The organism is Polaribacter sp. Z014 (assembly GCF_023555435.1).
Classification (GTDB): Bacteria; Bacteroidota; Bacteroidia; order Flavobacteriales; family Flavobacteriaceae; genus Polaribacter.
The window spans coordinates 77,264-90,362 of sequence record NZ_JALCZP010000011.1 but is presented as its reverse complement, the minus strand read 5'-3'; the positions used below and the strand labels follow the sequence as shown (position 1 = coordinate 90,362).

At 30.4% G+C, this 13,099-nt stretch carries 13 protein-coding genes; 6 read left to right on the top strand and 7 right to left on the bottom strand.

What is annotated here, in order from left to right:
• Nucleotides 1-71: 71 nt before the first annotated feature.
• From MPF19_RS13000 to MPF19_RS12990, 3 genes are read left to right on the top strand one after another with little or no spacing between them, the layout of a single operon-like run.
• A complete protein-coding gene (locus MPF19_RS13000; RefSeq protein WP_249988565.1) occupies nucleotides 72-1,376 on the top strand; it encodes an MGH1-like glycoside hydrolase domain-containing protein in 1,305 nt (434 codons plus the stop codon).
• Between the two features lie 23 nt (nucleotides 1,377-1,399).
• The gene (locus MPF19_RS12995) at nucleotides 1,400-3,046 is read left to right on the top strand and encodes a sodium:solute symporter family transporter (protein ID WP_249988564.1); all 1,647 of its coding nucleotides are present in this window, start codon (nucleotides 1,400-1,402) and stop codon (nucleotides 3,044-3,046) included.
• A gap of 11 nt (nucleotides 3,047-3,057) precedes the next feature.
• Nucleotides 3,058-4,182, top strand: a complete 1,125-nt coding sequence (locus MPF19_RS12990) for a glycerate kinase (RefSeq protein WP_249988563.1) — start codon at nucleotides 3,058-3,060, stop codon at nucleotides 4,180-4,182.
• 4 nt (nucleotides 4,183-4,186) lie between these two features.
• Here the strand turns inward: MPF19_RS12990 and MPF19_RS12985 are convergent, their stop codons facing one another.
• Together MPF19_RS12985 and glpQ are read right to left on the bottom strand one after the other, a co-directional pair.
• Nucleotides 4,187-4,720: a hypothetical protein gene (locus MPF19_RS12985; protein WP_249988562.1), complete on the bottom strand. Its 534-nt coding sequence runs from the start codon at nucleotides 4,718-4,720 to the stop codon at nucleotides 4,187-4,189.
• A 79-nt stretch (nucleotides 4,721-4,799) separates the two neighbouring features.
• Nucleotides 4,800-5,774, bottom strand: a complete 975-nt coding sequence (gene glpQ / locus MPF19_RS12980; RefSeq protein ID WP_284041510.1) for a glycerophosphodiester phosphodiesterase — start codon at nucleotides 5,772-5,774, stop codon at nucleotides 4,800-4,802.
• Between the two features lie 48 nt (nucleotides 5,775-5,822).
• Between glpQ and MPF19_RS12975 the strand changes: the two genes are divergently transcribed.
• Nucleotides 5,823-6,062, top strand: coding sequence for a hypothetical protein (locus tag MPF19_RS12975; protein ID WP_249988560.1), 240 nt, complete (start codon nucleotides 5,823-5,825; stop codon nucleotides 6,060-6,062).
• Nucleotides 6,063-6,155: 93 nt separating this feature from the next.
• Here MPF19_RS12975 and MPF19_RS12970 read toward each other — a convergent pair whose 3' ends face one another.
• The gene (locus tag MPF19_RS12970) at nucleotides 6,156-7,187 is read right to left on the bottom strand and encodes an endonuclease/exonuclease/phosphatase family protein (RefSeq protein WP_249988559.1); all 1,032 of its coding nucleotides are present in this window, start codon (nucleotides 7,185-7,187) and stop codon (nucleotides 6,156-6,158) included.
• 222 nt (nucleotides 7,188-7,409) lie between these two features.
• Here MPF19_RS12970 and hflX point away from each other — a divergent pair, with 222 nt between their 5' ends.
• Complete coding sequence (gene hflX / locus MPF19_RS12965; RefSeq protein WP_249988558.1) at nucleotides 7,410-8,618, top strand: GTPase HflX; 1,209 nt, start codon at nucleotides 7,410-7,412, stop codon at nucleotides 8,616-8,618.
• A 34-nt stretch (nucleotides 8,619-8,652) separates the two neighbouring features.
• Nucleotides 8,653-9,366: a VIT1/CCC1 transporter family protein gene (locus MPF19_RS12960; RefSeq protein ID WP_249988557.1), complete on the top strand. Its 714-nt coding sequence runs from the start codon at nucleotides 8,653-8,655 to the stop codon at nucleotides 9,364-9,366.
• A 66-nt stretch (nucleotides 9,367-9,432) separates the two neighbouring features.
• Here the strand turns inward: MPF19_RS12960 and MPF19_RS12955 are convergent, their stop codons facing one another.
• The 4 genes from MPF19_RS12955 to MPF19_RS12940 all read right to left on the bottom strand — a co-directional run bounded on the left by MPF19_RS12955 (nucleotide 9,433) and on the right by MPF19_RS12940 (nucleotide 13,038).
• The gene (locus tag MPF19_RS12955) at nucleotides 9,433-10,545 is read right to left on the bottom strand and encodes a CNNM domain-containing protein (protein WP_249988556.1); all 1,113 of its coding nucleotides are present in this window, start codon (nucleotides 10,543-10,545) and stop codon (nucleotides 9,433-9,435) included.
• A gap of 88 nt (nucleotides 10,546-10,633) precedes the next feature.
• Nucleotides 10,634-11,560 (bottom strand): DUF3078 domain-containing protein, encoded by a 927-nt coding sequence (locus MPF19_RS12950; RefSeq protein WP_249988555.1) that lies wholly within the window; start codon nucleotides 11,558-11,560, stop codon nucleotides 10,634-10,636.
• A 59-nt stretch (nucleotides 11,561-11,619) separates the two neighbouring features.
• Nucleotides 11,620-12,486, bottom strand: coding sequence for a DUF3078 domain-containing protein (locus tag MPF19_RS12945; RefSeq protein ID WP_203391804.1), 867 nt, complete (start codon nucleotides 12,484-12,486; stop codon nucleotides 11,620-11,622).
• Between the two features lie 39 nt (nucleotides 12,487-12,525).
• The gene (locus MPF19_RS12940; protein WP_203391803.1) at nucleotides 12,526-13,038 is read right to left on the bottom strand and encodes a DUF2480 family protein; all 513 of its coding nucleotides are present in this window, start codon (nucleotides 13,036-13,038) and stop codon (nucleotides 12,526-12,528) included.
• Between the last annotated feature and the right edge of the window lie 61 nt (nucleotides 13,039-13,099).

The following is a 13,099-nucleotide window of genomic DNA, read 5'->3' as shown; positions in this document are numbered from 1 at the left end:
TTTAGGTTACTCACTATTCTAAGTAACATCTGAATAGTGAGTTTTTAAATTATTATAATCCATTTTTAAATATGAACAAATTAGAAAAACAAGCAATAGAAGTACTTAATAATAACTGGACAGGAAGTTTTAGTATTCCCTGTGCTAATTTATATCCTTTTCAATGGAAATGGGATTCTGGATTTATAGCCATTGGTTTTGCACATTTTGATATGCCTAAAGCAGAAAAAGAAATAGAAACCTTATTAGATGCTCAATGGGAAAACGGATTTATTCCACACATAATTTTCCATACAGACAATGATAGTTATTTTCCTGGTGCAGATTTTCATCGTTCAGACTTACATCCATTAGCATCAAAAAAATACAAATCTACAGGAATGACACAACCTCCTGTAACAGGTTTTGTGTTAGAGGAAATGTATAAAATTAGCAATAATAAAGAAGCTTCTTTAAAATATATAGCGTCTGTAATTGATAAAGTATATTTTAATCACGAATATTTTTATAAAAATAGAGACCCACAAAATGAAGGTTTAGTTTATATTTATCATAATTGGGAATCTGGTACGGACAACTCCCCTATTTGGGATGATATTTGGGCAACCATGAATCCACCAGAATATACTTTTGAAAGAAGAGACACCACGCATGTAGATGCAGCACAGCGTCCATCTAAAAGAGAGTACGATCATTATTTACATATTATAGAAATTGCTAAAGCGAATAATTATAGTGATGAAAAAATAGCAGAATTATCACCTTTTTTAGTTCAAGATCCATTGTTTAACGCAATGCTTATAAAATCTAACCAGAGTTTAATCGCTTTGTATAAATTGCTTGGAGGTAACGATGATAAAGTAGCACAGTTAGAGAAATGGCAAACAAAAAGTAAAGAATCGTTTAACAACAAATTATTTGATGAAGAAATAGGCGCTTATATTCATTATGATTTAAGAAATGAAAAACCTTTACGATATTTATCATCATCATCATTTTCACCTTTATTTGCTGGTATTCCATCAAAAGAAAGAGCAGAAAGAATGGTAAATGTTATGCTAGAAAAATTTGGTAATGAGAACCAATATCTATGTGCTTCTTTCGATCCAACAAGCGATCGTTTTAATCCGAAAAAATATTGGAGAGGTCCTGTTTGGATCAATTTAAATTGGATGCTTTTTAACGGATTAAAAGAATATGGCTATAATGATATCTCTAAACGTGTAAAACAAGATTCTATAGATATGATTGAAAAAAATGGTTTTTATGAATATTTCGATTCTAGAAAAGAAATGCATAAAGAGGGTAAAGCAGGTTATGGAGGTAATCATTTTTCTTGGAGTGCCGCTTTATTAATAGATATGCTTAAAAATTAAATTCACATAAAAACAAACTGATTATGAATTGGCTAGATTATAGTATCGTAATATTTTATATCATTTTCTTTTTAGGAATGGGTTTCTTCTTTAAAGACAATAAAGACTCAAAAGATTATTTTTTAGGAGGCAAAAGCATGGGATGGTTTCCATTGAGTTTATCAACTATGGCAACACAATTATCTGCCATCAGCTTTATTTCTGCTCCCGCTTTTGTTGGCTTAAAATTGGGTGGAGGAATGAAATGGTTAACCTTTGAGTTTGCCGTTCCTTTGGCAATGATTTTTATTATGATTGTTATAATCCCGCCATTATTTAGGTCTGGAGTAGTTAGTATTTATGAGTTTGTAGAAAAGCGTTTTAGCACTTCTACACGTTTAATTTTGAGTATCGTTTTTCAGATAAGTCGTGCATTGGGTACAGGTGTTATGGTGTATACTATTGCCATTATTTTACAAGCGGTTTTAGACATCGATTTTGTGTACACCATTTTAATAATTAGTGTTATTACTATCATTTATTCCTGGCAAGGCGGTATGAAAGCCGTTGTTTGGGGAGATGCTATACAGATGATTATTCTCTTCGCAGGTTTAATTATATGCTTGTATTTCGGCTGGACTCTTTTACAAGAACATGGTGGCTTGCCAAATGGTTTTGATCCTGAAAGGTTAAAAGTAATCGACTATAATCTAGGAATTGGTGAAGGAAACGAATATGGTTTGTTACCAATGATTATTGGTGGTTTCTTTTTATATGCTTCTTATTATGGTTGCGACCAAACACAAGCACAAAGAATGTTATCTGCTAAAGATGAAAAAACCATTAAACAACTTTTACTAGCCAACGGACTTTTAAGATTCCCGGTAGTTTTAATCTATTGTATTATGGGGTTAGTTATTGGTGGTTTAATAACACAAGCTCCAGGTTTCTTAGAAGAAATAGCCATGACTACCCAAAAATATTTCCCCGAAGAATTTGCAACGCATGGTGTAAAAGCAGATTTAATGATTCCTGTTTTTATCATGAAATATTTGCCTCATGGTTTAATTGGTATTTTAATGGTAGGTATTTTATCGGCAGCAATGTCTTCTTTAAGTTCTACTGTTAATTCTTTATCTGCAGTAACTGTAGAAGATTTCTTTAACAGAGGTGAAAAAAAATTAAGCAATAAAAAATACATGTTAATATCTAAAGGATCAGTTGTATTTTGGGGTGTAATTTGTATTGCTGCAGCCTTTCTTTTTGGAGGAAGTAAAAGTGCAGTGATAGAAATAATTAACGCCATTGGTTCTGTATTTTACGGGCCAGTATTAGTGACGTTCTTTTTGGCTTTCTTTTCTAAAAAAGTAAATCATATTGGTATGAATGCTGCAATTATTTCTGCCGTATTAATCAACCTAATATTTTCTAAAACCATTCAAGAATTGTTTCATATAGATTTAGGCTTTAACATTTTTTGGATTTGGCTAAACTTTACGGGTGTAATAATTGCATTGGTAGTTGCCTATACTGTTAGTGCATTTACACGTAGCACAGAAGTAAAACGTATTTCCAATTTTAATGTAAGCATTAAAAAAGAAGATTTTATGATAAAAGAAGTGTACATTCTTGTCGCCTTTTTTGTTTTTATAGTTGTATTAAGTTATTTCCTTCCAACTATTTTAAGTTAAAATTTAAGCAAATGAAAATAGTACTAGCACCAGATAAATTTAAAAATTCTTTAACAGGGTTAGAATTTTGCAATATTGTTGAAAAAGGAATTTTAGAAGAATTCCCCAATACAGAAATTCTTAAATTACCACTAGCAGATGGTGGTGACGGTACTATTGAAGTTGTAGAATACTACATTAAAGGAAGTACCATAAATGTAAAAGTGAACAACCCTTTTTTTGAAACTATAAATGCAACTTACATTTATTCAGAAAAAACAAAAACGGCTTTTATTGAAATGGCAGAAGCATCTGGTGTTAAGCTGCTAAAACCAACACAATTCGATTGTAAAAATGCGACTACATTAGGTACAGGAGAAATGATTGTTGACGCCATTAACAAGGGTGCTAAAACTATTATTATAGGTATTGGCGGCAGTGCAACCAACGATTGTGGTATTGGAATGGCAACGGCTTTAGGTTATCAGTTTTTAGATAAAAACAATAAATCAGTAAAACCTATTGGCGCAAATTTATCGAATATAAAATCGATAGATGTTACTAATGTTCATCCTAAATTAAGTGCTGTAGATTTTAAAATAGCTTGTGATGTTACCAATCCCTTATACGGAAAAAATGGTGCAGCCTATGTTTATGGTGCTCAAAAAGGTGCATCAGAAGAAGATATTGTAATGTTAGATAAAGGCTTACAAGATTTTTCTGAAATTCTAAATGCTATTTTCACGATCGATGTTCAGTCAGTAAAAGGTGCTGGTGCTGCAGGTGGAATGGGAATTGCTAGTAAAATATTCTTAAACGGAACTTTAGAACCCGGTATTCAATTGATAAAAAATATCGCGAATTTTGATACTCAAATTGAAGGTGCAGATTGGATTATTACTGGTGAAGGAAAACTAGACACACAAACCATGTCTGGCAAAACAATACAAGGAGTGTTGACTTCTGCGGTAGCTAAAAAAATAAAAGTAGCAGCTTTTTGTGGCGCGATAGATTTAGATGGAAAACAACCTGCTAATTTTGGAATTCAATATACGGATGCTGTTATAAATTATGCAAAGAGCCTAAAAGATTCTATGGAAAACAGCAGAGAATACCTGCGTTTATTATCAAGAAAATTCGCAGAAAAAAACCTTTAAAATACTAACTCCAAGGTTCGTCGTTGGGTTCTAATTGTTTTTGACTGGTAATAATTGTTTTACCTCTTTGTTCTACTTCTCCTATTTTTAAGCAAGAAAACAATAAAAAAGAAATTACTAAATCTTTTTCTTCCAAAAGTTGAAGTTTTATTCGATCACTAAAATCGGTATCTAAAAAAGATTCGTCTATCTCTGCTATTTTATCACCATTTTTAAACACAGATCTTTTCTTATTATGATGAATTTTTAGCTCATAAGTAATATCATTTACATCAATAGCATAAATGGTTTTTTTAGCATTCATAGAAATTAATTCTGTTACCACTCCATGATCATTTTTTATGGTAAACACCATTTTCCACTTCCAAAATTTGAACTTTTTAGAAACATAAAAAATTATTTTTTCTTGCTCATTAAAGAATTCAGAACCAAATTTACCAAACTCCATAAACCATTTAGAGCTGTATAATTTATCCTCAGCATTAAAAAGATCTAAAATATTATTAGCGTGTTTTATAGAATAGATTTTTGTGCTCATAATACATATATATTTAAAAATAAAAATACTGCAACTAAATAGAAATTCAATTTATTTATGGCACTTTTTAATTTATTTTTTACTTTTTTAAGAATATTGAAACTTTGTCTGGAAAATCAGTAAAAGCACCGTCTACCTTTGCATCAATTAAAAGTGTTTTTAGCATTTCATCAAAACTAGCAAACTCATCTAAATCATCTACTCTAAAAGTATACGGATGCACTTTTAACCCGAGTTTGTGAGCATCGGTAACTAAAGAAGTAAATTGCCATTTCCCCTCTACTTTCTTATCTAAAATTTGTTTATACCAAGGTCCTATTCCGTCTGCATAGCTAGCAAAATGGGCTAATTGTTTTGTTTCTTCTTCAAATTCCATAAGTTGAATTAAAAACAAATCAGACTTTAATTCTTTCCGAATCCTTTCTAATTCTTTAGCATCAAAACATTGTAAAATACAATTGTCTGCTTTGGTTTTGTAACCATAATCCGCAAGTATTTTTAGTACAATTTCCGTTAGGTTTTTACCTTCTTTTTGATGAAAACCAGGATCTTTAATTTCTGGGTAAATACCGATATTTTTTCCTGTAGATGTATTTAAACCTTGAATCAACTCTATTTCTTCTTGCAAAGAATGGAGTTTAAAATTTCCTTTTCCTATCGGAAAACGATTTGGATATACTTGGGCTCCCGTTTCAGTATTAAATCGTTCTGTAACAGTAAGCGTTTGTAGCTCCTTAAACGTAAAATCAATTACATAATAACGATTGTCATTTCTTTTCCTATCCAGAAATTTTAGGGCAACATCCGTTACATCATCTAAATAAATATCATGAATTACAATTGGTACATCATCCTTACTCAACACCAAATCTTGCTCAATAAAATCAGGATTCATAGCATAAGCCATTACTTTTGCTTCCATGGTATGTTCTGGCAAGTAACCAGAAGCACCTCTATGGGCAATCACAATTTTTGTGTTCATCTGTAAATCTTTTTTAGGTGAATTGCATGAAAAAAGTAGCAAACCAATCAAAAATAATGAAAATGATTTCATTTCGCTAAAAATTAGAAATTAAAGATATAACTTTTGTAATTTTGCAATATGAAGTTAACGTTAAAAATAATGTTTGCCATCTTTTTAGTTTGGATGGCTATTGGAATCTATCTCGTAAATACAGATCATGAAAAAGCACAAATTGTAATGGGGTTAGGCGTATTTTACTTTTCCTTTCTATTTATGCCTTTCTTTATTTATTACAGATATAGAAACGGCAAATACAAAAAGTATATTTTAAATGATGAAAAGCTAAAAAATGCTTTTAAAGATTTTGGAAAAGAATAATTAGTTTAAACGATGAAAATCAATTGTAGAATAAAGATAATTAAAACATCTATTTTTAATTTTCTTCTACAATTTCTTTAAAGTATCTCATATTTATTCTCCCTTTTTAAAGAAAGCATACACCGGAAAATGATCTGAGAAACCTCCTTGATACCAAGGACCAATATACGTTCTAAAGGGACTTCCTTTTAATTTTCCTTTAAATATTTTTAGCCATTTTTTATTAAAAACTTCGGCATGTTTAAAATACAATCTACCTTCTTTTTTATCTAAAAAGTTTTTTGTGATAATAATTTGATCAAATAAATTCCATTTACCCTCATAGGTTAAAGAACCAACGGAATCTCTATCCAATATTTTTTCCATAGGATTAAATAAATCATCTGTCATTAAAAATTCTTTAACAGACTTATTTGTTGGATCATCGTTAAAATCGCCCATAATGATAATCTTAGCATCAAAATTATTTGCTTGTATTCCCTCTATAATTACTCTGGCTAATTTTGCTGCAGCAATCCTTTTGGGTTCAGACACTTCCACACCTTCACTTCTAGATGGCCAATGATTTACTAAAATATGGACTAATTCTCCGTTTAAATTACCAGAAACAACTAAGATATCTCTAGTATAATCTCGTTCTCCCTTTTCATCTTCTAAATACAATGGAAAGTGTTCGGAATCTATTAATTCAAATATTTGTTTATTATACAAAAGAGCCACATCAATTCCTCTTTCATCTGGCGAATTGTAATGCACAAAACCATAATGATACTTTTTTAGGTATTTAGAGTTTACCAAATCTTTTACAACTTTTGCATTTTCTACTTCAACCAAACCAACAATTGCCGGTACATTATAAGATTTTTCTGCACCCAATTGAGAAATTACAGAACCTAATTTTTTAATCTTATCTCTGTAACGTTTATTGTTCCAATGATTTTTTCCGTTCATTGTAAAATCATCATCAAAAGTTTTGGGATCATTTACAGTATCAAATAAGTTCTCTACATTATAAAATCCGACTGTAAGAATGTCTTTACTCCTTTTTGAGGATGAAAAAAATGAAAGCATTGATGATTTTTTAGGTGAAATGTAAAAATAAGAAAATATTCCATCTGTATTCATAACTTAAATTATATGTTTTGTTAACATTAAGCTATAGTATATTATCTTATTCTCTTATAAATTTGCAATGATTAAAATCTGAATAAAGTATAAACCTATAAAAACCCATTGCTATAAGAAGAAAAAGTATTGAATTTGAATTTGAATTAATTATTAAAACCTCTACTATCTTGAGGTTTTTTTTATGCTTTTACAAATCAAATCTTTGTATTTTTGTATTCTATGATAGACGAACGCGAAGTTATTTCTGAAAAAGCCGTTTTAATCGGTATTATATCTCAGCAACAAGATGAAATTCAATCTACAGAATATTTAGATGAATTAGAATTTTTAACGTTAACTGCAGGTGGAGTTGCCGTTAAACGTTTTGTACAAAAGATGGAGAAACCAAATCCTAAAACCTTTTTAGGTGTAGGTAAGTTAGAAGAAGTTAGAGATTATATTGAATCGAATCATATTGGAACAGCCATTTTTGATGATGAATTGTCTCCTGCACAAATACGTAACATTGAGAAAGTTTTAGATTGTAAAATTCTAGACAGAACCAACTTAATATTAGATATTTTTGCACAAAGAGCACAAACAAGTTCGGCTAAAACGCAAGTAGAATTGGCACAATGTCAATATTTATTACCTCGTTTAACTAGACTTTGGACGCACCTTGACAAGCAAAAAGGGGGAATTGGAATGCGTGGACCTGGTGAAACCGAAATAGAAACAGATAGACGTATTATCCGTGATAAAATAACCATCCTAAAAAAGAAATTATTAACCATTGATAAACAAATGGCGGTGCAACGTAAAAACCGTGGTAAAATGGTTAGAGTTGCTTTAGTTGGATACACCAATGTTGGTAAATCTACCTTAATGAATGTGATTAGCAAAAGTGATGTTTTTGCTGAAAATAAGTTATTTGCAACCTTAGATACCACGGTTAGAAAAGTGGTAATAAAGAACATTCCGTTTTTATTAACAGATACGGTTGGTTTTATTAGAAAGTTACCTACGCAATTGGTAGAGTCTTTTAAATCTACCTTAGATGAAGTACGTGAAGCAGATTTATTGTTGCACGTTGTAGATATTTCTCACCCAAATTTTGAAGACCATATTGCTTCTGTAAACACTATTTTGGCAGATATAAAGTGTGCAGACAAACCAACTCTAATGGTTTTTAATAAGATTGATGCCTATTCTCATGAAACTATTGATGAAGATGATATTGTTACAGAAAGAGATAAAAAACATTATACGTTACAAGATTGGGAAAAAACTTGGATGAATGATTATGATGTAGAATCTATCTTTATTTCTGCATTAAACAAAGATAATTTAGAAGAATTTAAAGAAAAAACATACGAGGAAGTGAAGAAAATTCATATTCAACGTTTTCCTTATAATGACTTTTTATATTATGAATATAAAGAAGAATAAATAGTTATAATTTATTAAATTAAACTTTTTAGAAATGAACAAGAGCTCTATTGAATTAAACGACCATTTAGACCACCATTACATACACAAAAGTAATTGGTTAAGGGCTACTGTTTTAGGAGCAAATGACGGTATTCTATCTACCGCAAGTTTGGCTATTGGAGTTGCAGCTGCAAGTGATTTAAGAGAACCTGTAATTTTGGCAACTTTAGCTGGTTTAGTTGCCGGAGCATTATCTATGGCGGCAGGAGAATATGTTTCTGTAAGTTCTCAAACAGATATTGAAAACGCCGACATTGAAAGGGAAAAAATAGAATTAGAAGAAATGCCAGAACTGGAACTACAAATGTTGGCAAGTATTTATGAAAATAGAGGTCTTAAAAAAGAAACTGCTTTAATTGTTGCTAAAGAATTGACAGAAAAAGACGCCTTAGCTGCACATATTAGAGATGAATTAGGTATCAATGAAATTAGTCAAGCAAACCCTATACAAGCTGCAATGGCTTCTGGAGCTGCTTTTACCCTTGGCGGAATACTTCCGTTTTTAGTGACTCTTTTTCTACCTCTACAAAGCTTGGAATATTCAATTTATGGTTTTTCCATCCTTTTTTTAATGCTTTTAGGAGCATTTTCTGCTAAGGCAGGAGGTTCTAATATTGGAAAAGCTATTTTACGAATTACCTTTTGGGGTACCGTTGCTATGGGCTTAACTGCTTTAGTTGGATATTTTTTTAATGTAACCCTCTAAGAAAAATAATTACTGCTGTTTGTTGGTAATAAATAATTGTTTTAAAAAACTTGTAGTATAAAAATACTAGTCTTTTTTATCTTCAATTATCCCCATTCTTTTAGCACGTTTTTCCCAAGATTTTCTGGCATGAGCTTGCAAGTCTGCAACAGAATCACTTTCATCCATAATTTCTAAACCTAATAAAGTTTCTATAACATCTTCTTGAGAAACTAGACCACTTACAGAGCCATATTCATCTACCACTAAAGCAATATGTTCTTTCTCATTAATCAATCTTTCAAATAAATCTGGAATGTATAAATCTCTTTCTACGATTATAATATTTCTTTTTATAGAGGCTAAAGTTGCTTCTCCTTTTCCACTAATCATGGCTTCTAACAAATTGTCTTTTAGAAAATACCCTGTAATTTCATCTGGATTTTCAGCAAAAACAGGAATTCTAGAAAAACGCAAGTTTTTATGCTCTTTATAAAAAGATTGAACGGTTTGGCTTTCATCTGCAATTTCTAAAACAGATCTTGGTGTCATTACATCATTTACTTTTATCTCTTTAAAACCTAATAAATTTCTAATAACTTTACTTTCACTTTCATGAAAAACACCATCTTTTTCTGCCATTTCTGTCATCACCAAAAAACCTTCTCTACTTAAAATACTTCCATGTCCTTTACCGCCTATCAATTTTGTGGTAAGTTGTAATACCCATAAAAAACCAGTCCACTTTAGTGGAAAAATCATAATTTTTAAAGCTTTAGAAGTAAAATTAGCTAACTGTTTCCAATACGTTGCCCCAATTGTTTTAGGTATTATTTCTGAAGCTACTAAAATTAAAATGGTCATTATTGTAGATACAATACCTACCATAACATCTTCTGTTAATTTAATACCTAAAATTGTTTTCACAGAAGTACCATACATTTCTGCATAGGCTACTTTGGCTTGTACACCTACCAAAATGGCACCAACCGTATGCGCAATGGTATTAATAGTTAAAATTGCAATTAAAGGTTTGTCTACATCTTTTTTTAGTATTTCTAATTGTGTAGCATACTCATAACCCTCTTTCTTTTTAAGATTGATAAAAGTTGGGGTAATACTTAACAGAACTGCTTCTAATATAGAACACAAAAATGAAAAGAAAATAGAAATAGTAGCGAAAATTATTAATAATGTCATCAACAAAGGTTTAGACTGTAAAAGTAAGGAAAATAAAAAACCTCAAGAATTTCTTCTTGAGGTTTTGTAAAAAAATTATATTTTATATTTAGAAACCGTAGTTAAGACCAAATAACCAGTATGATTGTAATTTGTTATCTACAGTAGCAAAAGTTTCAGCTGGCACAGGGGTAAAGCTATTAGCATTATTTAATGCTTCTTGTTTGTTGCTTCTTAAACCAAATTCAAAACCTAAACCAATACCTCTCCATAATGTATAACCGAAAGAGTTGGTCCAAGTAATGTTAGATAAATCGTTAGATTTATAACTTTGAAAAGCAGAAACGTTAGACTTAAAGTTAATTGCACCAATTTTTCTAGTATAATCTGCATAAATCTTAGCACCTAAAGAAGATGTGTAATCTGATGCTCCATTACTAAATACAAAATTGTAGTTTAATGGGTGTACAACAACTACTAAATTTTTAATAGGAGTCCATGTTGCACCAATACCAAGATCTAAATATCCTGGATCATTAAAATTATCTATTAAAGTAGTTCTGTATTCTCCTAAAACAGAAGCAGCTAATTTTTCTGTAATTTTGTAACCGTATAAAGAAGTTAATGTAAATACATCGTTTGCCGTTTCAAAATCATCATCTAAATCAGAATCTTTATCAATATCATTTTTTAACCAAGAAATATTTACATTTAAAGAGTTTCTCCAAAAATATTTTTCTCTATCTAAGTTTGCATAACCATTACCAATAATTGCAATATTACCTGCATTATTGTCTGGTGCTGCTTTTGAGTACCAGTTGTTAAAACCAGAAAGGTTAACACCTAAAGTACCAAACGCTCCATATTTCCATCCTGGAAAAGCATCAATTTTTGCTTGTAAAGCACCTACTTCTCCGTTTAATTTAGAAATCTCACCTTTTTTAGATGATACTTCTTTTTTTAATTCTTCTACTGTTTGAGCATTCATAAATGTATATGAAAATGCAAAAACGAATACTAAAATAACTTTTTTCATTTTTGTTTATTTTTAAGAGTACAAAAGTACCCTTTTTCTTAATTTAGACAATAAAAAAATTAATAAGTCACTTTTTCATGAAAACTATAATTTAACCCCAATCCAAATAATTGTCTAAACTGCACTTTACTAGAGGCATTATCATCTACAATTGCATGAAAAGTCATGTTCATTTTAATATGATTATTTACTTTAAACTTAAGATTAGTTTGGTTTTCTATATCTACATTCTCTGGTTTTTCTAGGTAATCTGAGTAAACGGCTACAATATTTTCCATTTCAATATTCTCCATCACACGAAACTTAAAATAACCAGATAGATTAAAACCTAAACTAAACGCTGTATTGTCTCCTTCATCTACCCCATACTGCCCAGAAAAAAAGTCACTAACCATTGTTAATCTGGCCGTAGCTGGAGCAATGTTTATACTTGAATTATCAGATTTTTTCCATAACATACCTGTTCCAATACTTAGATATGCCGGTGATAAAAAATCTGAAACTGGTAAAGCGGGTTCTTTTTTATAATTATAACCTCTTGTATACTGAGTTTTAAAATTAATAAATTGAGAAAGAAACCAATCTTTACCTGATTTTATTCCTAATAGTGAATTTAATTCGAATCTATCATTTGTTTTTCGATATCCCTTGTCATTTAAATGACTCAATCCATACCCCGTTAAAATTCTAGTATCCCAGTTTACATTCTTTTTTTTGTAATTAATATCGTAGTGAATATTTAAATCTCCAGCAACGGTATTTTCTCCACCAGATGCCCAATTAGAAAAAGTAGATTGGTTAAAAACAAAATCAAACTTGCCAAGAATCTTCCATTTAGGTATAGGTAGTGTATCTTTTTTCTTTTTTTGTGCATAAAAAGAACTAGACATAACAAGTAATACTAGAAGTAGCAATGGTCTTCTCATTGTAATTTAAATTGCAAAAACAATAGCATAATTAAAATACTATTGTTTTTTAGTTTTATATAAAGGCACTGTTGAGCAAGCTTCTCCAAACATGATAGACCTTGCTACTGGTTGTAATTTTTCTATTAAAAAAATGTAAGCGGAATTAGGTATGGGCTTATTAGCACATCCTTTTATAATAACGGGTGCATCTGCAAATTCTTTAAAATCTAAGAACCCTATTAATTCTTGATAAAGTACAGTTTCTAATAATTCTAAATTACCAATAACTACTTTATTTGCAAACGGAATTAACTCTGAAGCCACCAACATAAAAGCCCAAGAAGGAATTATGGCATCTACAGAACAAGAAATAGCTACAAAAGAATTTTTGTATTGAGACCAATCATGGTTTTTTACAGATTCTCTAAAGTCTTTTTCTTTTAAAATCAATTCTTGAAACAACCAATCTTTTACATCAAATACCACTCTTTTTCCTTCTGGATAGATTTCTTCTAAATCAAAGGTTTTAAGCTTACTATTTGATACCCTATTTATAATTTCTTCTGCCATGTAAAAAGTTTAAAAAATGAGATTTCTCAATCGCTTAAAAAAGCTCATTTCGAAATGACGT

Bases quoted from the DNA above. Each gene is read 5' to 3' on its own strand.
- MPF19_RS13000 (WP_249988565.1), top strand. From the start codon at position 72: ATGAACAAATTAGAAAAACAAGCAATAGAAGTACTTAATAATAACTGG.
- MPF19_RS12995 (WP_249988564.1), top strand. From the start codon at position 1,400: ATGAATTGGCTAGATTATAGTATCGTAATATTTTATATCATTTTCTTT.
- MPF19_RS12990 (WP_249988563.1), top strand. From the start codon at position 3,058: ATGAAAATAGTACTAGCACCAGATAAATTTAAAAATTCTTTAACAGGG.
- MPF19_RS12985 (WP_249988562.1), bottom strand. From the start codon at position 4,720: ATGAGCACAAAAATCTATTCTATAAAACACGCTAATAATATTTTAGAT.
- glpQ (WP_284041510.1), bottom strand. From the start codon at position 5,774: ATGAAATCATTTTCATTATTTTTGATTGGTTTGCTACTTTTTTCATGC.
- MPF19_RS12975 (WP_249988560.1), top strand. From the start codon at position 5,823: ATGAAGTTAACGTTAAAAATAATGTTTGCCATCTTTTTAGTTTGGATG.
- MPF19_RS12970 (WP_249988559.1), bottom strand. From the start codon at position 7,187: ATGAATACAGATGGAATATTTTCTTATTTTTACATTTCACCTAAAAAA.
- hflX (WP_249988558.1), top strand. From the start codon at position 7,410: ATGATAGACGAACGCGAAGTTATTTCTGAAAAAGCCGTTTTAATCGGT.
- MPF19_RS12960 (WP_249988557.1), top strand. From the start codon at position 8,653: ATGAACAAGAGCTCTATTGAATTAAACGACCATTTAGACCACCATTAC.
- MPF19_RS12955 (WP_249988556.1), bottom strand. From the start codon at position 10,545: ATGACATTATTAATAATTTTCGCTACTATTTCTATTTTCTTTTCATTT.
- MPF19_RS12950 (WP_249988555.1), bottom strand. From the start codon at position 11,560: ATGAAAAAAGTTATTTTAGTATTCGTTTTTGCATTTTCATATACATTT.
- MPF19_RS12945 (WP_203391804.1), bottom strand. From the start codon at position 12,486: ATGAGAAGACCATTGCTACTTCTAGTATTACTTGTTATGTCTAGTTCT.
- MPF19_RS12940 (WP_203391803.1), bottom strand. From the start codon at position 13,038: ATGGCAGAAGAAATTATAAATAGGGTATCAAATAGTAAGCTTAAAACC.